The 20,780-nt window shown below is 67.1% G+C and carries 22 protein-coding genes and 1 tRNA gene; 14 read left to right on the forward strand and 9 right to left on the reverse strand.

Annotated elements, in window-relative coordinates; translation table 11 throughout:
* Window positions 1–49 precede the first annotated feature (49 nt).
* The 3 genes from CYJ22_RS06050 (at window position 50) to CYJ22_RS06060 (ending at window position 3,692) form a co-directional block, all read left to right on the forward strand.
* The gene (locus tag CYJ22_RS06050; RefSeq protein WP_034496262.1) at window positions 50–508 is read left to right on the forward strand and encodes a YbjN domain-containing protein; all 459 of its coding nucleotides are present in this window, start codon (window positions 50–52) and stop codon (window positions 506–508) included.
* A complete protein-coding gene (locus CYJ22_RS06055; protein ID WP_007588049.1) occupies window positions 505–987 on the forward strand; it encodes a YbjN domain-containing protein in 483 nt (160 codons plus the stop codon). Before CYJ22_RS06050 ends, CYJ22_RS06055 begins: the two co-directional genes overlap by 4 nt.
* Window positions 988–1,112: 125 nt before the next feature.
* Window positions 1,113–3,692, forward strand: a complete 2,580-nt coding sequence (locus CYJ22_RS06060) for a DEAD/DEAH box helicase (RefSeq protein WP_101601927.1) — start codon at window positions 1,113–1,115, stop codon at window positions 3,690–3,692.
* Window positions 3,693–3,892: 200 nt separating this feature from the next.
* On the opposite strand, the gene CYJ22_RS06065 is transcribed toward CYJ22_RS06060, so the two are convergent.
* From CYJ22_RS06065 to CYJ22_RS06090, 6 genes are all read right to left on the reverse strand, one after another.
* The gene (locus CYJ22_RS06065; protein ID WP_007589917.1) at window positions 3,893–4,270 is read right to left on the reverse strand and encodes an Rv3654c family TadE-like protein; all 378 of its coding nucleotides are present in this window, start codon (window positions 4,268–4,270) and stop codon (window positions 3,893–3,895) included.
* 50 nt (window positions 4,271–4,320) lie between these two features.
* On the reverse strand, window positions 4,321–4,659 hold the full coding sequence (locus tag CYJ22_RS06070) for a TadE/TadG family type IV pilus assembly protein (RefSeq protein WP_007589916.1): 339 nt from the start codon (window positions 4,657–4,659) through the stop codon (window positions 4,321–4,323).
* Entirely contained in the window at window positions 4,656–4,928 is a 273-nt protein-coding gene (locus tag CYJ22_RS06075) for a DUF4244 domain-containing protein (RefSeq protein ID WP_007589919.1), read from the reverse strand. The genes CYJ22_RS06070 and CYJ22_RS06075 overlap by 4 nt, the downstream gene beginning before the upstream one ends.
* A gap of 131 nt (window positions 4,929–5,059) precedes the next feature.
* Window positions 5,060–5,923 (reverse strand): type II secretion system F family protein, encoded by an 864-nt coding sequence (locus tag CYJ22_RS06080; RefSeq protein ID WP_243390466.1) that lies wholly within the window; start codon window positions 5,921–5,923, stop codon window positions 5,060–5,062.
* A 377-nt stretch (window positions 5,924–6,300) separates the two neighbouring features.
* Window positions 6,301–7,413: a TadA family conjugal transfer-associated ATPase gene (locus CYJ22_RS06085; RefSeq protein WP_101601838.1), complete on the reverse strand. Its 1,113-nt coding sequence runs from the start codon at window positions 7,411–7,413 to the stop codon at window positions 6,301–6,303.
* A complete protein-coding gene (locus CYJ22_RS06090) occupies window positions 7,406–8,422 on the reverse strand; it encodes a hypothetical protein (protein ID WP_101601840.1) in 1,017 nt (338 codons plus the stop codon). The genes CYJ22_RS06085 and CYJ22_RS06090 overlap by 8 nt, the downstream gene beginning before the upstream one ends.
* Window positions 8,423–8,566: 144 nt before the next feature.
* On the opposite strand from CYJ22_RS06090, the gene CYJ22_RS06095 reads away from it, so the two are divergent.
* Window positions 8,567–9,337, forward strand: coding sequence for an HAD family hydrolase (locus tag CYJ22_RS06095; protein ID WP_101601842.1), 771 nt, complete (start codon window positions 8,567–8,569; stop codon window positions 9,335–9,337).
* A 9-nt stretch (window positions 9,338–9,346) separates the two neighbouring features.
* Here the strand turns inward: CYJ22_RS06095 and CYJ22_RS06100 are convergent, their stop codons facing one another.
* A complete protein-coding gene (locus CYJ22_RS06100; RefSeq protein ID WP_101601844.1) occupies window positions 9,347–10,183 on the reverse strand; it encodes a hypothetical protein in 837 nt (278 codons plus the stop codon).
* Window positions 10,184–10,200: 17 nt separating this feature from the next.
* On the opposite strand from CYJ22_RS06100, the gene CYJ22_RS06105 reads away from it, so the two are divergent.
* From CYJ22_RS06105 to CYJ22_RS06120, 4 genes are all read left to right on the forward strand, one after another.
* Window positions 10,201–11,130 (forward strand): hypothetical protein, encoded by a 930-nt coding sequence (locus tag CYJ22_RS06105; protein WP_101601846.1) that lies wholly within the window; start codon window positions 10,201–10,203, stop codon window positions 11,128–11,130.
* 54 nt (window positions 11,131–11,184) lie between these two features.
* Window positions 11,185–12,858, forward strand: a complete 1,674-nt coding sequence (locus CYJ22_RS06110; RefSeq protein ID WP_101601848.1) for a hypothetical protein — start codon at window positions 11,185–11,187, stop codon at window positions 12,856–12,858.
* Window positions 12,855–13,760, forward strand: coding sequence for an alpha/beta fold hydrolase (locus tag CYJ22_RS06115; RefSeq protein WP_101601850.1), 906 nt, complete (start codon window positions 12,855–12,857; stop codon window positions 13,758–13,760). Before CYJ22_RS06110 ends, CYJ22_RS06115 begins: the two co-directional genes overlap by 4 nt.
* 180 nt (window positions 13,761–13,940) lie before the next feature.
* Window positions 13,941–14,624, forward strand: coding sequence for a Crp/Fnr family transcriptional regulator (locus CYJ22_RS06120; RefSeq protein ID WP_003791132.1), 684 nt, complete (start codon window positions 13,941–13,943; stop codon window positions 14,622–14,624).
* A 142-nt stretch (window positions 14,625–14,766) separates the two neighbouring features.
* Here the strand turns inward: CYJ22_RS06120 and CYJ22_RS06125 are convergent, their stop codons facing one another.
* Both CYJ22_RS06125 and CYJ22_RS06130 read right to left on the reverse strand, forming a co-directional pair.
* Window positions 14,767–14,946 (reverse strand): DUF4177 domain-containing protein, encoded by a 180-nt coding sequence (locus CYJ22_RS06125; protein ID WP_009054623.1) that lies wholly within the window; start codon window positions 14,944–14,946, stop codon window positions 14,767–14,769.
* Between the two features lie 9 nt (window positions 14,947–14,955).
* The gene (locus tag CYJ22_RS06130; RefSeq protein ID WP_009054634.1) at window positions 14,956–15,306 is read right to left on the reverse strand and encodes a WhiB family transcriptional regulator; all 351 of its coding nucleotides are present in this window, start codon (window positions 15,304–15,306) and stop codon (window positions 14,956–14,958) included.
* A 168-nt stretch (window positions 15,307–15,474) separates the two neighbouring features.
* Here CYJ22_RS06130 and CYJ22_RS06135 point away from each other — a divergent pair, with 168 nt between their 5' ends.
* From CYJ22_RS06135 to CYJ22_RS06160, 6 genes are all read left to right on the forward strand, one after another.
* Complete coding sequence (locus CYJ22_RS06135) at window positions 15,475–17,598, forward strand: transglycosylase domain-containing protein (protein WP_101601853.1); 2,124 nt, start codon at window positions 15,475–15,477, stop codon at window positions 17,596–17,598.
* A gap of 1 nt (window position 17,599) precedes the next feature.
* Complete coding sequence (locus CYJ22_RS06140) at window positions 17,600–18,580, forward strand: metallophosphoesterase (protein WP_101601856.1); 981 nt, start codon at window positions 17,600–17,602, stop codon at window positions 18,578–18,580.
* 139 nt (window positions 18,581–18,719) lie between these two features.
* Window positions 18,720–18,793, forward strand: a tRNA-Pro gene (locus CYJ22_RS06145).
* Window positions 18,794–18,930: 137 nt separating this feature from the next.
* Window positions 18,931–19,416, forward strand: coding sequence for a hypothetical protein (locus CYJ22_RS06150; protein ID WP_101601858.1), 486 nt, complete (start codon window positions 18,931–18,933; stop codon window positions 19,414–19,416).
* A 199-nt stretch (window positions 19,417–19,615) separates the two neighbouring features.
* Window positions 19,616–20,026, forward strand: coding sequence for an RNA-binding protein (locus tag CYJ22_RS06155; RefSeq protein ID WP_101601860.1), 411 nt, complete (start codon window positions 19,616–19,618; stop codon window positions 20,024–20,026).
* Window positions 20,027–20,205: 179 nt separating this feature from the next.
* A complete protein-coding gene (locus CYJ22_RS06160; protein WP_009054602.1) occupies window positions 20,206–20,703 on the forward strand; it encodes a hypothetical protein in 498 nt (165 codons plus the stop codon).
* Window positions 20,704–20,780 lie beyond the last annotated feature (77 nt).

Below are 20,780 nucleotides of genomic sequence, written 5' to 3' on the forward strand. Positions count from 1 at the left end.
GGTTACAGTGGGGGTGTCCGATTCTGTACGTTTCACGCGGGAGTTGTCAGTGGCTACATCTTCACCTGTCAGCACCGATCGCATTCGGGATTTGTTGCGTTCTCGGGACGTGCGTTTCGGCGACTACAACGAGGGCGAGCTGGCGTATTTGACGCCGAATGCCGCTTTTTTCTGGAATGCGACGAACCCTCAGATTTTGCAGTTGCGCGCTCAGTGGCGCGGAATTGCGCGCACGCCTGAGCAGTTCGGCGAGCTCGCTCGCGAGGTCGCGGCCTGCAATTCGACGCGCACGGGCCCGAAGGCGTACGTGGCTCCCCTCGAGGACGGCACGCAGTATGGCCTGATCGCGGAGTGCAACGTCGTGGTGATGTCGGGACTCACGCAGGCTCAGTTGGATAATTTCTTTGAGACGTCCATGTCGATGATTATGGGGTTCTTCGCGGATCTTGAGGTGACGTTGCCCGGGTTCGTGGATTGGGATTCCCAGGGTCGGGAGGTGTCGCTGTGAACGTTCCGTACGTGGTGCCCGAGGATGAGGTGACCCCCTACCCCGCAGATTTTGAGCGGGTCGTTCAGGCTGTGCGCGAGATGGGCTATGCGCTGGACGTGATCGAGAAGGGTCGTGCGGCGGGCGCGATTTTTGACGATGTTCCGTTCCTGGTGTCTTTCGATACGTCGGGGCGTTTCCTGTCGATTCGCGCGCTGTGGGAGTCGGATCTGCCGGCGGAAAGTGCGGAGCCCGCGCTGTTTGCGACGGCCGACAATTGGAATCGCGAGAAGTATTTCCCGACGGTGTACACGGCGACCTCGCCGGAGGGGACGCTGGGCGTGTACGCGGATTTCGTCGTGGATACGGAGGCCGGACTGTCGGACGTGCAGCTGCGCGACGCGATTTCGTCGGGTATTTCGACGGGTATCGCGGCGATCCAGTACGTGAAGGAGTCCGCCTCCGAGGCGCTGGGGCTCGGTGAATCCGGGCGCGAATGAGCGCTGACCTCTCACCCGCTTCTGAGACGTCTTCGTCGAACGAGGCCGGGGCTTCCTCGCCCGATCGGCCGCGCGATGGCCTGTCCTCTCCTTCTCCCGCGCACCTGCTCGATGTTCTGGAGCGCATGAGCGCCGGGGATGATCGGCTGCTCGGCCACGTGACACTGCCGGGCCGATCAGGAAAGATCGCGGACTGGCCGCAGTGGGTGTCGCCCGCGGTCACGGACGCGTGGGCGCGGCGCGGCGTGGAGCGCCCGTGGATTCATCAGCGCGAGGCCATTGACGCTGTGCGCGAGGGTCGCGACGTCGTGCTCGCGACGGGGACCGGCTCGGGCAAGTCGCTGGCCGCGTGGACGCCGATCCTCTCCGACCTGGTGGAAGCCGAGGATTCGTCGCGTATTTCCGCGATTCACCGCCGCCCAACCGCCCTGTACCTGGCTCCGACGAAGGCTCTGGCGGCGGATCAGCTGGCCTCGCTCATGGCGCTGCTTGGCCAGGACGACAAGCCCGCCGACGCACAGGCGAGCGCGGACCCGGAAGGAAGCCCCGGCCTCGTCGATGAGAGGCTGCGCCGTGTGCGCGCGACGACCGTGGACGGGGACACGCCGCGCGAGGCGAAGGAGTGGGCGCGCGCGGGCGCTGACCTGATCCTGTCGAACCCCGATTTCCTGCACTACGTGATGCTGCCGTCGCACCAGCGGTGGTCGCGTTTCCTGGCGTCGCTGCGCCTCATCGTCATCGACGAAGCCCACCATTGGCGAGGCGTGACCGGCTCGCACATTGCACTGGTCGTTCGCCGTCTGCTGCGCATCGCCCACCACCTGGGCGCGGATCCGCGCGTCGTCATGCTGAGCGCGACCGTGCGCGACGCAGCGGCGGTGGGCCGCGCGCTGACGGGGCGCGACGCGGTCGCCATCACCGAGGACGGCTCGCCGGCGGGCGCGCACGAGCTCGTCCTGTGGCAGGGCGCGATCATGGCCGACGAGTCTGAGGTCGACATTTCTTCCTTCCTGGAGGCCCTCGACGCGCCGCCCGGCACGGCCACCCTCAAGGTCCCGATCGTGCGGCGCAGCGCCGGGGTCGAAGCCGCCAACCTCGCCACCGCCTTCGTCGAGGAGGGGGCGCGCCTCCTCGCCTTCGTGCGCTCGCGCGCGGGGGCCGAGGCCGTGGCCGCTCAGGTGCGCGACCGCCTCTCGGCGTGTGGTTCCGCGAACGCAGGCCGGGTGGGCGCGTATCGCGGCGGCTACCTGCCCGAGGAGCGCCGAGCGCTCGAAGAGGCGATCCGCACGGGAGGAGTGCGGGCGCTCGCCACGACGTCCGCGCTCGAAATGGGCCTGGACATCTCGGGCCTGGACGCGACGATCACGGTCGGCTGGCCGGGCACGCGCGCATCCCTGCGCCAGCAGATCGGCCGCGCGGGTCGCGCGGGCGCGCCCGGAACCTCCGTGCTTATTGCTTCCGACAACCCGCTGGACGCGTACCTGGTGCGCCACCCGGAACACATTCTCGGCGAGGTCGAGGCCTCCGTCATCGACCCCTCCAACCCGTGGGTGCTGGCACCGCACATCGCCGCCGCGGCCGCCGAAATACCGATCACTCCGTCCGATATCACCTACTTTGGACCGGAACTGCGAGGGGTCACCGAACGCCTCGTCGCCGACGGATACCTCAAGCGCAGGCCCTCAGGGTTCTTCTGGGACGCCACCAGGCCCGAGCGCCCCAGCGACCTCACCGACCTGCGCGGAGCCGCAGGCGACGTTCAGATCGTCGACGCGGCCACCGGCACCGTCATCGGCACCATCGACCAGGCATCCGCCGACGCCCAGGTCTTCCCCGGCGCCATCTACATCCACCAGGGGCGCACCTTCCACGTGCTCTCCCTCAGCTCCCTCACCACGCCCACCGCTCCCGCCGCCCAGGGATGGCCGCGCGCGCTCCTGCCCAAGGCGTCGGGCGGCACCCGGGGAACCGAGCACCTCGGGGGCGGGGAGCGCGAGGGGGCCCAGGCCTCGTCGATCATCATCCCACCCGCGCGGGCCGACGACGCGCGCGTCGCCCTGGTCGAGGAGGTGCGCACTCCCCTGCGCACGCGCTCGGCGACCCACACGAGCGTCGAGGTATGCGCGATCGAGGAGACCTACGTGTGCGGGGACGGGACGGTCACCTGGCATCACGGGCCGACGAACGTGTCGACGCGGGTCACCGACTACGACCTGCTGCGCCTGCCCGGGCTCGAATTCATCCGTAACATCGAGCTCTTCCTGCCCACCCACACGCTGCCCACGAAGTCCACGTGGTTCACCCTCACCCCTGCGGCGCTGGCCGCAATGGGGATCGAGGCCGCCGATCTGGCGGGCACGCTGCACGCCACCGAACACGCGATGATCGGGATCCTGCCCATCGTCGCGACCTGTGACCGCTGGGACCTGGGCGGCCTGTCGACCGAGCTGCACGACGACACGGGCGCGCCCACCGTGTTCATTCACGACGCGTTCCGAGGCGGCGCCGGGCACGTACTCGCCGGCTTCGCCAGCGCGCGGTCGTGGGTCGCGGCCACGCTCGAGGCCGTCTCCTCCTGCGATTGCGAGTCCGGGTGCCCGCGCTGCGTCCAGTCCCCCAAGTGCGGCAACGGCAACGAACCCCTGTCCAAACAGGGCGCTATCACGCTGCTTACCTACCTCCAGGAGCGCGCGCCGGGGGCATGAAGTCCGCGCTGTAGATACTCGAAGGGGCCGGCCATAAGGCCGACCCCTTCGAGTATCCCATCAACACAGTGCAAGTCTTCCGATGCGCTCCCTTTCTTGGCTCACCCTTTGTGGGTGTCGCCCTTGGCTTGATGACTATTAATGTACGAACCCCACCTGTGGGAACCATTGAACGAACCTGGCAATTTCCTGTGAGTTTTTCACTCGCCCGGTCCGGCGCGCGCCCGAGCGCTCACATTCGTTGAAATACCAGCGATTCTGACTGGCTGCGTGAGGACCACCAGGCAGTCAGAATCACGCACCTCGCAGGACTGGATGTCCACACCATTCGCGCGAGCAACGACGGAGGCAGCCGCGCAGGGCCTCTCCCCCACGTCCTCCCATGCGGCGGTGGCGGACTGCTCCGCCCCGGCCAGGGCCGCCAGGTCGGCGACGGCCTGCAGATGCACCCGCTCGCGATGAGCGACACCAATCCCGCCGAGGACCACCGCGAGCGCGAGCGCAAGAACAATCAAACCCACCGAGTTGACCGTTCCGGATCCTTCCTCGCCGGAACGGTCGCCGGCGCGCCCATACACGACAGGCCCACGTCGGGACACAGCCGCGCGTCCAGCTATCCGTACATGCGTCACGGCAGGTTCCCCTCGTCGATGGTCGTCACCGTGCAACGGGCGATGCCCCCGATCCAGCCGGCCGCCCCGCGGTAGGGGGCAGTGCCGGTGACGCTCACCCACCCATCCGAGCGAGTGACCGCATAGGAGCCGGGCGGATAGGCTGCTGAGGCCGCTCCCTGCGGGTCAGCCTGTCCGATGGAGGCGGCCCGCGCGCCCTCGCGCACCGCCTGACACAGGGAGGCTCCAGTCATCCCAGCCTGCGCGGCGGCGACGATGACGCCGATGACGACCGTAACCGCGAGGAAGCCAATGGCGTGCTCGACGGTGACGTATCCGCGCTCATCGCTGTTCATCGGGTGCTGAGCGCCTCCTGGATGATGGACTCCAGGGCTGCCCGCACGGCGTCCGATTTGAGGATCACGATGAGCAAGCCAGCGAATCCAGCGGCGGCAATAGTCCCAATTGCGTACTCGACGGTGGTCGCGCCCTCCTCAGGATCACGCCCCTCCGCGCTATCCCCACCGGATCCGGCCCTCATGGCACGTCCCATATCCTGCACGGTCGCCATCGCGATGAGCTGGGCTCGCGTCACCGCGCAGTCGATTCTGTCGATGATCGTCATTGATCTGTCCTTTCGTCTCTCGCGCCTACCGACGCGTAGAGCTAGTGTGCGCGCTCGTAGTTTTGCGGTTCCACGCGGATTGGCAGCCCTGTGGATAACTCGCGAGCCCCAGCGACCCCTGTGGATAAGAGCTACATGCCGATACCACCGGTGAGGGAGGCGAGGAGGGGCGCGATTCCGAGTGTGAGAAACGCGGGGAGGAAACATGCGCCGAGCGGTCCAACGAGCCGGACGCTGAGTTCTTCTGCGCGCGTCTTCGCCTCCGCCAGGCGGGTTCGACGTTCCCAGGAGGCACTGCGCGCAAGCATCGTTTCCGGTGCGCTGCCGCTGGTCCAGGCGGATTCGAGGGCGTCTCGCAGCGGGTGCACCCATGCCGGGGTCTCCTCCCAGGCCTCGCCCCACATAGACCCAAGCCGCAATGCGCAGGCCGTCCAGGAGAGAGACTCGCATGAGCTAGCCGATGCGAGCGCATCGAGGACGCGCGGGATCGCCGCACCGCATGCAAGCCCGGCGGAGGCGAGGTCGCAGGTCAGAGCAGCATCGGTATCCTCATCGGGTTGTCTGGCCCGCGCGAGGATCCTGCGGCACGAAACGATGCCCGCCACCCACGCGAGTATTCCGAGCAGAGCGCAGACCCTCCCAACGGTCGCGCCCGTGTAGAAATGCCATGGTGAGGCACCCAGCGCGAGGGCGGACACGATTCCGACCAGGGGAAGCGCCGCGAGGACGCGCGCGGACATGAGGGGACCGGCAGAAGCAACGCGGCGAGATTCTTCGACGGCTTGCGCATCGTCAACGCTGTCCCCGATGGCATCCAGGATGTCAGCCAGGGGCGCGCCGAGGCCGTTGCTGAAGCGGCAGGCCAGAGCGATGGACGCAGCTGCCGTTCTGGCAGCGTCTGCATCCGGGGATCGCGCGCGCAACGGGACGCTCCAGCGAGGAGGCTCGCGTGCCCATTCGTCGAAGATCGACGGGTATGGGTCAGTGTCGCGCACTGCGCCTCCCGCGCCGATGCGCGCGAGGGACAACGACCACGCTCGTGCCGTCGGCATTCCCGCACGCAGGCGCGTCGCGACCTCGGCGACCAGGAGGGAGAGCTCACGCGTCGTCGGCGAACCTATGGCGCGACCGCGGTGCCTCGCCCTGTTGTCGTTGCCCGCGAGACAGCGGAGTCTGCGCCCCCAGGCCCCATCGGCAGGATTGCGTGAGCTGCGCGGGTACATCCACGCACGCACGATACGCTTCTCATGCGCTCCCCGATACACGGCCATACAACACCGTAAACACAGAGCAAATAGGCATATACCGAACACGCTGACCACCGCTACCTCGCCGAGGCCGAGGCAGTCCACGAACGCATCCCAGCCCACCCTCACAGTCCGACCCTTCGGGCGAGGGAGGCCCAGGCCTCGTGCGTGGTGACGCAGCCATCGGCGGAGGCGCTGAGCGCGACCGCGCACTCGAGTGGACCGCGAGCGCGCGTGAGGACCCCGACCTCGGACACCCATCGGCGGCCAGCTGCGTCGCGCCGCATGTGGAGGACGGCGTCGAGGGCGCTGGAAGCCTGGGCCGCGACGGCACCCTCCCCCATACCCGCGAGCGCCCCGAGCGCCGCAAGCCGCGCAGGCACGTCCCTCGCCCCGTTCGCGTGGATGGTCGCCCAGCCCCCGTCATGCCCCGTGTTGAGAGCCGTCAGGACGTCGCGAACTTCGGGACCACGACATTCCCCGAGGACGAGGCGGTCGGGGCGCATGCGCATGGCCGCGCGCACGAGGTCAGAGAGGGTGACGCCTCCTCGTCCTTCGACGTTTGGCTTGCGTTCGACGAGGTGGACGCAATGCGGGTGGGCGGGCGCGACCTCGGCGACCTCCTCGATGCAGACGATGCGTTCGCCGGAGGGGACGAGGGAGAGGGCGGCGCTCAGGAGGGTGGTCTTGCCACTGCCGGTCGCCCCACTCACAAGGACGTTCGCCCGCGAGACAACGAGCGCCCGCAGGAGCATCCCCACCGCGCCGGGCAGTGTCCCGCAGGCCTCGAGGTCTGCGACGCCCAGCCGACGGGTGCCGAGGACGCGCAGGGAGATGAGGGTCCCCGATCCTGAGACTGGTGGGAGGACCGCGTGCAGGCGCACGCCGCCCGGCAGGGTGCCGTCGGCGATGGGGCTGGCGTCGTCGAGGCGCGCCCCGCAGGCGCTCGCGAGGCGTATCGCGGCGTGGCGGGCGTCCGCCTCGTCCCGGATGCCGGCGTCGACACGCACGAGTCCCCCTCCCCTGTCAATCCAAGCATGGGTACCGTTAATGAGCACGTCGGTGACGGCCGGGTCGTCGAGTAGATCGGAGAGGGCTGGGTCCATGCCCTTTTGGCGTGCGCGCAGCATCTCGAGCGTGCCAGCGGCTTCGCGTGCACCACACCCGGGTCGCGACGCGTCGGCGGTCGCGCGGGCGGGCGGCGCGCCGCGCGCGAGCAGCATCAAGGCGTTAGGCATGGGCCACCTCCAGATACGGCGCGTCGCCGTGATCGAGGGGGCGCGCGCGAGAGCGCGCCGGAGAGAGGGATGCGAGCGCCCGTCGCAGGGCACGCAGGTCCCGGCCCGGGTGCGTGGGGGCGCGCAGAATTGGCCGGGGTGCGCACGCATGCAGCCCCGAGCTACGCCTCCCACGACCTGTTGACACAAGCGTGATCGCGGGACAGGGAGGCGGATGGGATGCGAGGCTCGCGGCCATCGCCGACGCGCCCTCCAGGTCCGCGCGCGTGAGCAGGACGAGAGCGTCGGCGTGAATGACGGACGCACAGCGAGCAGCTCGCGCGTCCCATCGTCCCGCGTCCACGATGAGGGACGCGCGTAGTGATCGACAGGCAGCCACCACCCGCGGGTCGTCCGCGCCGGCCCCGCCGCGTGCATCGCCGACGAGGGCACGCACTCCGCCCACAGTGGGCAGGTGATCGCGCAGCGACGGCAGATAGGAGTCCTCGCCCGCATCGAGGTCGGCCCAGCGCACGCCGGGTGCATCGTGCTCGCAGGCTCGCGCGAACCCGGGCACGGACCCGGAGGCATCGACAACGATGACCTCCCGCGCATCCCCGCGTTCACGATCCGCACGCCTACGCCACAAACGCTCGCGGGCACCTCGACGACGCCCACACTCACGGGCCAGGAGCCGCACAACGCTGGTAACGCCGACCCCGCCCGCGGTCCCGGCGACCACCCACACCGCGCCCGCCCTGCCCCACCGGCGGCCGGCCTCGGCGATCAGAGAGACGAGGAGGGCCGTATCCACGGGTAGACTCACCTGTCCCCCATCCCCGACGCGCACGCATGGGGCACCCGGGGGCACGGGCGCGCCCGGTGAGGCCAGGACTAACGAGGCGTGCGCCGGGTTCGACGACACGCGCGCCCCCGCGAGCTCCACCGCGTCACGGGCGTACTCCAGGTCCGGCGGGGTCAGGCCAACGAGGGCGACGAGGCTCGGATCCTCGGTATCGTGGGTAGTCATGCAGCCACGATGCGCCTCGAGTACCCCACCGGTCCACACCCAGGCGCGCCCCTGTGGACAACATGGACCCAAAATGCCACCCTGTGCACAGAAGGGATCCGATGGAGGACCCCTGTGGATTGAGCCAACGCTGGAGTAGACGCCATGGTACGCGCGGCCTTTTTCGACCTGGATAAGACGATTCTGGACACGTCCTCGAACGTGGCCCTGTCCGGTCCGTTCATCGAGGCGGGCCTCATGAACCGTCGCACCGCGCTCACCTCCGTCCTCGTGCAGCTGCCATACCTGCTCGCGGGCGCCGACGAGTCGCGCATGGAACAGATGGCGCAGGCACTGGGGCGCATGGGGCGCGGATGGAATGCCGCGTTCCTCGAGGCCACGGTCGAGGACGCGCTTGAGCGCACGATTCAGCCCGTCTGCTACGCGCAGGCGCTCGCGCGCATCGAGCAGCACAAGCGGGCGGGCGACGTCGTCGTCATCGCGTCGGCGTCGGTCGAGCAGGTGGTGCGCCCGATCGCGCAGATGCTGGGGGCTGACGAGGTCCTCGCCTCGCGCGCGGCGGTCGACGACGACGGGTGCTTCACGGGCGAGATCACGCACTTCAACCAGGCGCAGGGCAAGGCGGATGCCTGCGAGGCCCTGGCTCGCGCACGCGGATGGGACCTGTCGGAGTGTTCGGCTTACTCGGATTCGGTGTCGGACGCGCCGCTCCTGCGCCTCGTCGGCCACCCCTACGCAGTCAACCCGGACCGCGCCCTGCGCGAGATGGCGCAGCGCGAAGGCTGGCCAACCCTCACGTTCACGTCCACGGTGCGCGTCCTACCGCGCGAGGTCCCAACCCCCGCGAAGGTCGCAGTGCCGTTCATCGTCGGCGTCGCCGTGGGCGCGGCGGCCTGCATGCTGCTGCGCCGCTGAGAAACAGCCTTAGGAGAGGCGGCCCGCCTGCACGTGGCGGGCGACGTCGCGCCCCACTTTGGCGCCGTAAACGACTCCCACGCAGTAGTGGATGATCCACCGGGCCAGGCCGGCCTCGTCGGCGCTCACCCACCCGGCGAGTTCGCGCCCCGCGCGCGCCGGATCGAGCGCGTCGTAGGCGCTCGGCACGCACACGCCGGTCGGGTCAACGCCTCGGGTGACGAGGATCCACCGCGCCAGTCCGCCCCCCACGACGGACGAGGCCGGATCGAAGACGCGCCGGAAACGGAAGTGGGCGGTCAGGGCGGCGGCGACGGCGAGGCCGGGCGCATCGGCGCGCGTGTAGGCGAGGGCGGGTGCGAGCAGGGCGGGATCGGTGGGGACTGCAACCGTGCGGGACTCGACGAGGCCTGAGGCGACCAGGCCGGAACAGGCATCCCTATGCAGTCCCGCGATCAGCGCGGGCATGGGCGTGGGAGCGACACGAACGCCCCCTTGAGAACGTGTGTTGAGAGCAGGGAAGCGCGAGGCCAGGTTCCACTGCGAGCGCCAGATCCCCAGCGCCAGCGCGGCTCCCGGGTCCGAGCCCGCTCCCCCATCGTCAGCCATAGACAGGGCACGCACGTCGTCGACGCTCGTGCGGGCACCCTCGATGATGGACAGGGCGGCGGCTTCGCGCACGGCTGCCTCCGCGCGTGCTTCCTCCCAGCCTCGGCGCAGCCCCTCACTGAAACGCAGGTCGGCGAGCGCCGCGTGCGCCTCGTCCATGGCGGATGCGACGTCGGGGCGGGCGGCTGCCGCCTGCAGCACGGCGGGCGCGGGGTCGACGAGGGCTTCGATACTCACCCCTCTACACTAGGGGCATGACGCTTTTGCAGCATCGAAACTTCTCCGCGCGCCTGCGCTCGGGGTTGTTCGCTTTTATTTTCGCGCCGGTTGCCCTGGTGTTTCTGGGTTCATCGATGGTCGACGTGCAGGCCTTGGCTTCGGTCGGGCAGCCCCTGGCCTCAGTGGAGGGCCTCATCGGCATGGCCTTGGCGTCGATGCTGATCGCGCTGATCGCCTTGAACTGCGAGGAGTCGAGCGCCGGCATGGTCGTCACATTCGTGTGGTCACTCGTCGTGGGGGCCGCGCAGTTCCTGGGAGTGGCGCGTCTGCCGCTGCTCATGAAGTCCTCGGTGGGCGCCGAGGACATGTTCGCCGGTGTCCTGTGGTGCCTATACCCGGTGTGCCTCTCACTCATGCTGGGCGCGTGCGCGCTGACGATTAAGTCGGTGCGGGTGCGCGCGGGCAAGGACACACGCATGCCGCTCGCCCGCGTACACCGTCACGCGTTTGGCACAACGGTCGCGCTGCCGGCGTCTGTCGCCGCCGGTGTGCTGATGGTGGCCGCCGCGCCTTCTGATTCGACGAACGTTGCCGCGATGGGGCTCGAGGGCGTGCTCGAGGGGCACACGCTCATGCCGTTGCTGGCCCTCGGGGCAGGCCTGGCTTTCGCCCTGTTGGTGGTGAGTGCGCGCTGGTCGATCACGGGCACTCAGATCGCCACGTGGACCATCCTCGTGCTGCCAAGCTACGTGATTCTGCCGGTGTGGGCGTCGCTGACGGGAAACGTGATCGTTCCCGGCCCCTCGATCATGACGAAGTTCGCGCTCGCCTCTCCGCCCCTGGCCGCCCTCGGCATGGCGACGGGATGCGCGTCGATGGGCGTGCTGTGGGCGCGGGTGCGCGCCCTGAAGAACCTGGATGCGTCGCACGACGCATCGGCGAATGAGGGGCCTGCCGAGGGCTAATGCGCGCAAGCGCGCATGCGGACCGTAATATGTGGGCAGATATAAGGAGGAAGCATGTCCGAGAACGAGTTTGACATCCAGCGCGACCGCGCCGAGGAGGACCGCGAGAACGTGGTACTAACCGGTGAAGAGATCGAGCTGCCGGGCGAAGATTCCGACGCGTCGGCGATCATCGGCGAGTCCAGCGAGCCCATCCACACGGGTGAGATCGAGGCGGTCGCAATCGGAGGACTGACGGGACGCGTTCCGGCTGCTGCCCCGCTCAAGCCCACGATCGAGGACAAGATCTCGACGGGTGAGCTGCCCGTCGTCACTGCCTCGGAGGGTGACCTTCCGATCGTATCCCCGACGGATGAGGCCGAGGACACGGCCGAGGTTTCTTCCGACGACTCCGCGGACGCGGTGTCCGAAGAGGTCGCCGATCAGCAGGAGGAGCCCGCCGAGGACAACGCCCCCGCCAACGAAGAGCCCGCGTCCGAGCAGGTCGACGAGGAGAACGCCTCTTCGCAGGATGCCGCTCCCGAGGCCGAGCAGACCGAGGATGCGTCCGACGAGGTGGAGACCGTCGACGATCCCGAGCCCACGCTGGCGCCCGTCATGACGCCCGCGCAGGCTGCCGCGGCGATGGGTCTGAGCACGGACGACGCCGCTGAGAAGGCCGAGGAAGGTGCCGAAGCCGACGATTCTACCGACGAACCGGCTACCGACGAGGCTAATGCGGCTCACGAGGCGGAGGAATCCGCCGTCGGTGGCGCCGCCGCCGAGCACACACTGACCTCGCGTCGCTCAATGATTTTCGGCGATGACGACGATGCCACCTCTCCGTCGATCCCGGCGCTCACGCCTGTCGAGCAGGACGAGACGGTCTCCTCGGACGAGGCCGAGGATCCCTTCGCCGAGCTCGACCTGCCCACCGAGGAAGCCACCCCCTTCACCGAGCCGACGACCCAGCTGCCCACCCAGGACGCCCAGGCCTCGTACTCCTTTGAGGACCAGGACGCCGCCGACGAGGCTCGCCCGCGCCGCCGCTCCCTGCTGGGCGAGGGCGACAACGACAGCGAGGCCGCAACCCTGGCCGCGATCGCGTCGACCGCCGCGCGCGGCGACAAGTCCGAGTCCCCGCGACTGGACGACGAGCTCTTCTCCGCCGCTCCCGAGGTCACGGAGATGCCTTCGCGCACGGGCGCGCACTGGCTGTCCTTCCTGCTGTTCCTCCTGCTCGTGCCCGCCGGCTGGTACCTGGCCGCCGATGCGGGAGCGCGCATGACTCTGGCGGACGCCGCCCCCATGTACACGGGCGTCGCATCCATCGTTGCGCTGGGCGAGCTCCTCGGCGCGACCCTTATCTCCGCGATCCTGTTTGTGACGGCGCGCCGCTCCTCGCTCGGTGCGTGGCTGATGGGCCTGGTCACTCTGGTCGTTGGCCTTCCGTGGGTTATGGCCCCCGGTATCACGGCCGCGTCGGCGCTGACCGCGCTGACCGCACTGACGAACACCGGTTCCCTGGGCGCGAACCTGTCGCACCACCTGCAGGCCTCCGGTTACTCGGGTCGCTTCGCCCTGCTGGGCATCGCGCTCCTGGGCCTGGCGTACGTGTCCCACTCGGCGCGCCGCACCGGCCGCGAGGAGGAGGCCCTGCGCACCTCGATTGAAGCTATCAACCCGGCGGGCGCCTTCTACTCCAAGCGCGCCCGCAAGAAGGCAGCAAAGGACGCGGCCCGCAAGTGAAGACCTTGATTCCCGCCAGCGCAATCGAGCTCGAGGGTCCCTGGACCCACCGGCACGTGAGCGCTGGCGGCGCCGCATTTCACGTCGCCGACATGGGTGAGGGCATGGATCATGCCCTCGTCCTCCTGCACGGCTTCCCGGAGCACTGGTGGGCATGGCGCGACGTGCTTCCCACCCTCGCTGAGTCCACGTCTCGCGTGTTCGCCCTCGATTTGCGAGGCTTCGGCACCTCCGACCTGACGCGCGGAGACTGCGATCTGCAGCAGATGGCGAACGACGTGATCGGCGTTGTGCGCGCTCTCGGCGTGGCCTCGTTCTCCGTGGCCGGCATCGGGATCGGTGGCACGGTCGCGTGGATGATCGGTGCCCTGGCACCCCTTGAGCTGCGTTCTATCGCGGTCCTGTCCGCTCCCCACCCGCTCGGCGTCCAGCCCGTCATCGGCCGCGCACCCTGGGCGGGTGGCCGCGTCCTGCAGGGGCGCCTCGCTCTGCCCACCGGGCGCGAGCGCGCACTGCGATCTGGCTCCCTCGTGACGACCGTGTTCCGCGCGTGGGCATCGCCCGGGAACGTGGACGGCCTCGTCTCTCAATCGGGCACGTACCGCGCTGCGCTGCGCCGACCTTTTGCCGCACACACGGCCCTGCGCGGCCTGAGCGCCGCCCGCAAGATCTCGCGCGAGGAGCGTCGCCTCCTCGCCGAGCCGGTGCGCGTGCCCGTCCTGTCCCTGGTGGGACGCGACGACGGCGCCTGGTCTGCGCTGGATCACGCGGCGGACGCCCAGTTCGTGGATGCGTCGCTGACCCAGATTGTCATTCGCGAGGCCGGACACTTCCTCCCCGAAGAAGCACCGCAGGCGGTTGCCGAGGCTCTGTCAGCACACGTGGTAGCACACGCCAACTAGTGCATTTTTCATTAGACAGCTCACACAAAACACGAAATGAAGCCCATTTCACCTGATAGATAGGGCATAATGGTGTGATGCGCGGTACCTCCTCGTGAGTGGTATTACGTATGGGATCCACTGCGCAATCCAAATCGAAACGCCCGAGCAATCGGGCACGAGCGGAAGGAGCTCCGCACCATGATCGGTGACGGAAACTTCATCAGCCAGGTGCCGCTGTTCGGTGGCCTTGATGATGCACAGCAGGTGTCCCTCCAGCAGAAGATGGGTCATACGACCCTGCGTCGCGGAGAGACTCTCTTCGACGAAGGCGATCTCGGCGATCGCCTGTACATCGTGACCGAGGGCAAGGTGAAGCTCGGCCACACGTCCAGCGACGGCCGCGAGTCTCTGCTCGCAGTCCTGGGCCCCGGAGAGATCATCGGTGAGCTCACGCTCTTCGATCCGGGCCCGCGCTCGACCACCGCAACCGCCGTTTCCCCGGCGTCCCTCCTCTACCTCGAGCACGAGGATCTCATGCACGTGCTCGACACCAACCCCACCCTGGCCAAGCACATGCTGCGCGCCCTTGCGCAGCGCCTGCGCCGCACCAACGAGTCCCTCTCGGATCTCGTGTTCTCCGACGTTCCCGGCCGCGTCGCCAAGGCCCTCCTGGACCTTGCAGACCGCTTCGGCACCGCGACCGACAAGGGCGTCCACGTCCCCCACGACCTCACGCAGGAAGAGCTCGCCCAGCTGGTCGGCGCCTCCCGTGAGACCGTGAACAAGTCTCTGGCCGACTTCGTGTCGCGCGGCTGGATCCGTCTGGAAGGTCGCGCCGTGACCCTCCTCGACGTCGATCGCCTGGCGCGTCGCGCTCGCTGACCGCAGCCTACACAGGGTTGGGCCCGACACCTCGCGGTGTCGGGCCCAACCTTTTGCTTGACGATATGAACGAGGCCATGGTCCCTCGTGCGATGTCCGCACGAGGGACCACGGCCTCGTTGATGCGCAGAGCTGCTGCGCGTCAGTTCTGAACGGCGGGCGTTTCCTCAATCGGACGCTTGAGGTAGGCCACCAGGTTCTCGGAGCCCGTGGGGCCGGGGATCACCTGGACGAGTTCCCACCCGTCGGCGCCCCACTGGTCGAGGATTGCTTTCGTCGCATGCGTGAGCAGCGGAATCGTGGAGTATTCCCATTTAGTCATGAGCCCATACTACCCGCCCGCCATCTGAGGGCGCACGAAGGACAGTACCTTTGGGACATGTGGGCTGCGCAGCTCGCGGGCGAGCGGCTCGTCAGAAGTGCGTAGCCACTCCAACCAATTGTCCGCGTGCGGATAGTGGCGCAGGATCGCGCGGCGTTCCCGTTCAGTCAGGCCACCCCACACGCCGTAATTCGCCTCGGATTCGAGAGCGTCGGCGAGGCATTCGAGGCGAACCTCGCATTCATAGCAGCGCATACGAACCTGACGCTGGGACGCACCCTGCACGAACAGCACGTCCGGTTCGATGGACGCGCAGAGCGCGCGGGCGACCCAGCTTTGGTCGTCGCCTTGCGTTGACATCGTGGAACTCCACTTCACTGTATTACGAGCCCTGCTTGTGACCATACACACATACGATTGTGGGTGCAAACGCTGCGACCACGATTGCAGCCATCAGGCGTGACCCATCAGGCAATTCTCACGCGTCGCCAAACGCCAGATGAGCACGCCGCCACGTAAGCTAGGAATATGTCGTACTCTCACTCTCGTGCTGTCCGACCGGCCCAGCTGCTCGCGCTGCTGATGGCATTCCTGAGCGTGTCCGCGCTCATGGGTGTCGTCGGAGCAGGCATGCTCGTCCCCATTGCCGGCCCCACCGCGCTCGTTGCCAAGTCGGTTCCCTCCGTCTTCAACGAGCTCCCCGGTGATCTGCAGACGGTCGCTCCGGCTGAGGAATCGCAGCTGCTGGATTCTTCCGGCGCCGTGATCGCCCACTTCTACGACAAGCAGCGCATCGTTGTGCCCAGTGCCAACATCGCTGACGTTATGAAGAAGGCAATCGTCGCGATCGAAGATAAGCGCTTCTACGAGCACAACGGTGTCGATGCCACGGGTATCGCTCGTGCGCTCGTGACGAACCTGGGCGATAGCGGCCGCCAGGGCGCTTCGACGATCACCCAGCAGTACGTGCGTAACTCGCTGGCAGAGCGCGGCTACCTCGAGGGCGACGCGGACCAGGTGAGCGCAGCGACCGAGCAGACCACTGAGCGCAAGCTGCGCGAAATCAAGTACGCGCTGGCATTGGAGAAGACCCAGTCGAAGGACGAAATCCTCACGGGTTACCTCAACATCGCCCCCTTCGGCCCCATCACCTACGGTGTCGAGGCCGCCTCGCAGCGCTACTTCTCCAAGTCGGCGTCGGAGCTGAACTATCTGGAGGCAGCACTCCTCGCGGGCCTCGTTCAGTCCCCCGTCCAGTACGATCCGCTGACGCACCCCGAGGCCGCCCAGGAACGCCGCGACACGGTCCTGGCAACGATGCTTGACCAGGGCGTCATCACGCAGGAAGAGTACGACGAGGGCATCGCAACGTCGGTCGATTCGATGCTGCACCCGACGGTATCCTCGGAGGGCTGCTCGGGCGCCGACTCCTCGAAGGCATACTTCTGCGACTACGTCCTGTCCCAATTCCTGGAGGACCCGACATTCGGCGCGACGCGCATCGAGCGCGAGCGCCTGCTCAAGACCCAGGGCATCACGATCCGTACGACGCTGGACACCGCGAAGCAGGACGCGGCCTACGCCTCGTTGACGAACGCGATCCCCGTGGGCGACGCCTCCGGCCTGAACGACGCGCTCGTGTCGCTGGACCCGCGCACCGGCAAGGTGCTCGCGATGGCCCAGAACACGACCTACGGCATCGAGAGCGGCCAGACCATGGCAAACTACTCGGCCGACGGTAACTTCCAGGTGGGCTCGACCTTCAAGGTGTTCACCCTCCTGCAGTGGTTCAAGGAAGGACACTCGGCCTACGAGACCGTGGGGTCGGCCAACACGTTCTACCCGAACGGCTCCTTCAAGTGCGATGGCCGCTCCATCACCACCGAGGGCTACCAGGTCAACGACCTCGCGGGTAAGACCGGCACGATGAACGTCGTGCGCGCCACCGGCCAGTCGGTCAACCAGGCGTTCGTGAACATGGCGTCGCGCGTGGACTTCTGCTCGATCTTCGAGACCGCCTACGACATGGGCATCACGGAGGACGGCGAGGTCCCGGCCCCCTTCCCCGCCAACATCCTCGGCTCCGTGTCGAGTTCCCCGCTGCACATGGCGTCCGTGTTCGCCACGATCGCGAACTCCGGCCAGCAGTGCAAGCCCCAGTCCATCGAGTCCGTGACCGACCGCGACGAGAACGTTCTCAAGGAGTTTGCGGCGGACTGCAAGGAGGTCATCTCCCCTGACCTTGCGAACAAGACGGCGGCCCTTCTGACGGCCTCGGCCGGCCAGTACTACACGTCGACGCGCCTGGGCGACGGTCGGCCCTTCGCCGCGAAGTCGGGTACCACCGACGGGCACGCGAACACGTGGCTGACGGGCTTCACGCCGTCGCTCGCGACGTCCGTGTGGGTGGGTCACGGCGACAACTCCTCGCAGGAAGTGTCCGGCGTTGTCATCAACGGCGTGTACCACTCCGAGATCTTCGGTGAGACCTATGTCGGCCAGAACATTTGGGCACCCTACATGACGCGGGCGCTGGCGGGCACCCCGGTGGAGGCCGTGTCGAACGCGAACATCGGCGCGTCCATCCCGCAGCGCGGCTCGACGCCTGCTCCTTCGCAGTCCCCGACTCCGTCGCCGTCGCCGAGCCACTGAGATGACGACTGATACGGCAGCGTTGCTTCAGGAGGCCACGGCTTCGTCCTCTCGACGAGGCCGTGGCCTCCTGCGCACCGCCGGCGCGGTCGTCGGTGGGCTGGGGCTTGCCGGGCTGGCAGCGGGCGGCGCCGCGCTGGCCTGGGGTTCGATCGAGCGCACCATGCCAATCCTGCGACGCTACGAGGTCCCGGTCCGCGCACGCGTCCCCGAGGTTCGAATCCTGCAGATTGCGGATCTGCACCTATTCGCGGGCCAGGAGTTTCTGCTGCGTTTCCTGTCCGACGTGGCCGCCTCGGAGCGCTTCGACATGGTCGTGGCGACCGGCGATAACTTCGGGTCCGTGGATGCTCTGGACATGGTGATGGATGCGTATCGTCCATTCTTGTCCTACCCGGGTGCCTTCGTGCTCGGTTCCAATGACTACTATTCGCCGATTCCGAAGCGGTGGAGCCGCTACTTGTCCCGTTCGAAGCCGCACCCGGCGCGCGTCGTTCCCGATCTTCCTTACCTGCCGATGGTGCGTCAGATGCGCCAGGCCGGCTGGGTGGACCTGTCGAACGCGTCCGGGACACTTCATCTGCCGACGGGCACGGTCTCGCTCCTGGGCACGGACGATGCGCATATTCACCGTGATCGCCTGGGGGCCCCGGCCTCGTCGTGGGCGGCACCCGATGTCTTGCGCCTGGGGGTGACCCACGCGCCGTACACCCGTGTCGTCTCCGCGCTTACGTCGAGGGGTGCTGACCTGATCCTCGCGGGTCATACGCACGGTGGCCAGATCGGCATTCCGGGGGTCGGCGCGATCATCACGAATTGCGACATCTCGCGCCCCTACGCGAAGGGTCTGAAGCGCTGGCAGGCACCGGACGGATCGACTGCCTGGCTGCACGTGTCCGCGGGCCTGGGCACGTCCCCCTACGCGAAGGTCCGCATCGCCACTCGCCCCGAGGCGTCACTCATCCATGTGTACCCGGCCTAACCAGGCCTGTCATGCCCCGCCGTTTCTTCACGACGCAGCTGTCACCCGGACAGTTCGATGCGGCGTGGGACACACTTACGATGCTTGCTTGATCTCCGTTTGGGAATATCGTCGAGGTAAGGCTATACTCGAACGGCACCGGGGTGTGGCGCAGCTTGGTAGCGCGCTTCGTTCGGGACGAAGAGGCCGTGGGTTCAAATCCCGCCACCCCGACCGGTAATCGCCGGGACCGTTTGGTCCCGGCGATTTTTGTATTCACGCACATAGGAACACTGACCACCGGGTCGAACACCCCAGGCTACCGATTACACTGGAGATACTTCCATCATCACAACTACGAGGAGCAACCCTTGAAGCGTCGCCTTGCAGCAGCTCTGCTCATCGCCACCCTCCCGCTCGGCCTGGCCGCATGTGCCAACACGAAGTCCGAGAGCGCACCCGCCACCTCGAGCACGCAGAAGCCCACCCCCTCTGCGAGTGCTTCCTCCAGCGCTACACCCACGCAGAAAGCGGACACTCAGTCAAAGAAGGAAGCCTGCAGGATTATTGTGTCCGGCCTCAAGCCCATCCAGGACCTCAACCTGGTGGATCCGGATCAGCGCGAGGAAGGTTTCGCTCAACTATTCAAGGCATTGAGCTCCGACGAGATCACGAACAGCGAGGTGAAGGAAGCCGCAGACAAAGCCCTTGCGGACGCACAGGCATTCCACGATTTCATTGTCGCCAACAGTGACAGCGAGATCACCGAAGAGATCGAGGCAGAGGCCCAGCAGCTCCAGTCCACCTCCACCGCCTCCTACCGTGCGCTGCGAACGATGTGCACTGCGAACGAGTAATCCCATCATGAGCGCGTGACTGGCACGCTATGCGGGCATGGGTGAGGGCGGCTGCGAGGGTCGCCCTCACCCATCTATCCACCTTGTGACACGCAAACGAAGCCCCGTGCCCAGGATCACGGACCACACGCTGTAGTGACGCACATCGCCGCGATACTCTCAAGAAGCTTGACATCATCAACACATCGAGGAGCACTCCATGAAGCGCCGCATCGTCGCCGCACTCGTCACCGCCCTGCTACCCCTCGGCATGACCGGCTGTTCCATCGCATCGAAGACCTCCGCCTGCGAGGAGCTTTCCGGCCCCCTGAAGGAAGCCGGCGTCGCCCTCCTCAACGCACGCCTGGGCGAGGCGGAGAATCCGGGCGAATCGTTCACGAAGCTCGCCGAAGCCTACGAGACGGCTTCCGCAAAGATCGCCAACTCAGAGGTGAAGGCTTCTGTCGATCAGGTCGCGGCCGACTGGCGCACCGTCGCCGAGAAGGCTCAGGCCCTGTCAGAGGATCCGAAGAACGTGGACGAGGAGAAGATACAGGATCTCCAGGCGTCCTTCGAGCAGCTCAACACCCACCAGACCGAGCTCTTTCACACGTGCGGCTACAAGTACTGAGTCGCATTGACAGTCCGTGCGGCAGCCTGTCGCCTAACGGGGCAATACGCCGATACAAGGCGTCCGATTACCCCCGATTTTCCCGCGTCAGTACGACCTCACTGACCGATATGTTAATTTCATGCTTTTGGGGTTAGACTGAGCGAGAACGTACACTTCAACCTTTCAAGGAGCATCCCATGAAGCGTCGTATTGCAGCCGCCCTCCTCATCACTCTGCTACCCCTCGGCATGTCCGCGTGCCTGCAGGTGAAGACTGACAACCCGACGTCCTCGCAGTCGTCCTCGTCCGCGCCTTCGCAGGAGCCGACCAGCACACCTACGCAGGCATCGCCCTCCGCGTCGAGCTCTTCGAAGTCGAGCCAGACGAAGGAAGAGGCCTGCGCCATTCTCGACGACAAGGCCAACGCTATCTCCTCGAGCCTGAACGAGAAGGACAAGGCCTCGGTCATCAAGACCCTGTCCAACTTCATTGACATCATGAAGTCCGACGAAATCACCAACCCCGAGGTCAAGGTCGCAGCAAACAGCCTGGCGAACAGCGCGCAGAAGCTCCTCGACGCGACCAAGGCGGCCGACGATCAGCCGACGGCCGAGCAGCGCTCCCGGATTCTGTCAGCGACGTCAGAGTACCTGGAGTCGATGAACAGTCTTCAGACGGTGTGCACCGGTAAGTGACGCTCTGGCGAGCACACGACACCCGTCAAGATAGAAGTGAGGGTGGCCCCGCGGGGCCACCCTCACCTTTCAATGCC

The organism is Schaalia odontolytica (assembly GCF_002847525.1).
GTDB lineage: Bacteria > Actinomycetota > Actinomycetes > Actinomycetales > Actinomycetaceae > Pauljensenia > Pauljensenia odontolytica_B.

Excerpts from the sequence above, each read along its gene's own strand:
- CYJ22_RS06085 (WP_101601838.1), bottom strand. The coding sequence starts at position 7,413 with ATGCCTAACGCCTTGATGCTGCTCGCGCGCGGCGCGCCGCCCGCCCGC.
- CYJ22_RS06135 (WP_101601853.1), top strand. The coding sequence starts at position 15,475 with ATGTCGTACTCTCACTCTCGTGCTGTCCGACCGGCCCAGCTGCTCGCG.
- CYJ22_RS06060 (WP_101601927.1), top strand. The coding sequence starts at position 1,113 with ATGAGCGCCGGGGATGATCGGCTGCTCGGCCACGTGACACTGCCGGGC.
- CYJ22_RS06070 (WP_007589916.1), bottom strand. The coding sequence starts at position 4,659 with ATGAACAGCGATGAGCGCGGATACGTCACCGTCGAGCACGCCATTGGC.
- CYJ22_RS06155 (WP_101601860.1), top strand. The coding sequence starts at position 19,616 with ATGAAGCGCCGCATCGTCGCCGCACTCGTCACCGCCCTGCTACCCCTC.
- CYJ22_RS06140 (WP_101601856.1), top strand. The coding sequence starts at position 17,600 with ATGACGACTGATACGGCAGCGTTGCTTCAGGAGGCCACGGCTTCGTCC.
- CYJ22_RS06090 (WP_101601840.1), bottom strand. The coding sequence starts at position 8,422 with ATGACTACCCACGATACCGAGGATCCGAGCCTCGTCGCCCTCGTTGGC.
- CYJ22_RS06125 (WP_009054623.1), bottom strand. The coding sequence starts at position 14,946 with ATGACTAAATGGGAATACTCCACGATTCCGCTGCTCACGCATGCGACG.
- CYJ22_RS06130 (WP_009054634.1), bottom strand. The coding sequence starts at position 15,306 with ATGTCAACGCAAGGCGACGACCAAAGCTGGGTCGCCCGCGCGCTCTGC.
- CYJ22_RS06095 (WP_101601842.1), top strand. The coding sequence starts at position 8,567 with ATGGTACGCGCGGCCTTTTTCGACCTGGATAAGACGATTCTGGACACG.
- CYJ22_RS06120 (WP_003791132.1), top strand. The coding sequence starts at position 13,941 with ATGATCGGTGACGGAAACTTCATCAGCCAGGTGCCGCTGTTCGGTGGC.
- CYJ22_RS06075 (WP_007589919.1), bottom strand. The coding sequence starts at position 4,928 with ATGACGATCATCGACAGAATCGACTGCGCGGTGACGCGAGCCCAGCTC.
- CYJ22_RS06160 (WP_009054602.1), top strand. The coding sequence starts at position 20,206 with ATGAAGCGTCGTATTGCAGCCGCCCTCCTCATCACTCTGCTACCCCTC.
- CYJ22_RS06110 (WP_101601848.1), top strand. The coding sequence starts at position 11,185 with ATGTCCGAGAACGAGTTTGACATCCAGCGCGACCGCGCCGAGGAGGAC.
- CYJ22_RS06105 (WP_101601846.1), top strand. The coding sequence starts at position 10,201 with ATGACGCTTTTGCAGCATCGAAACTTCTCCGCGCGCCTGCGCTCGGGG.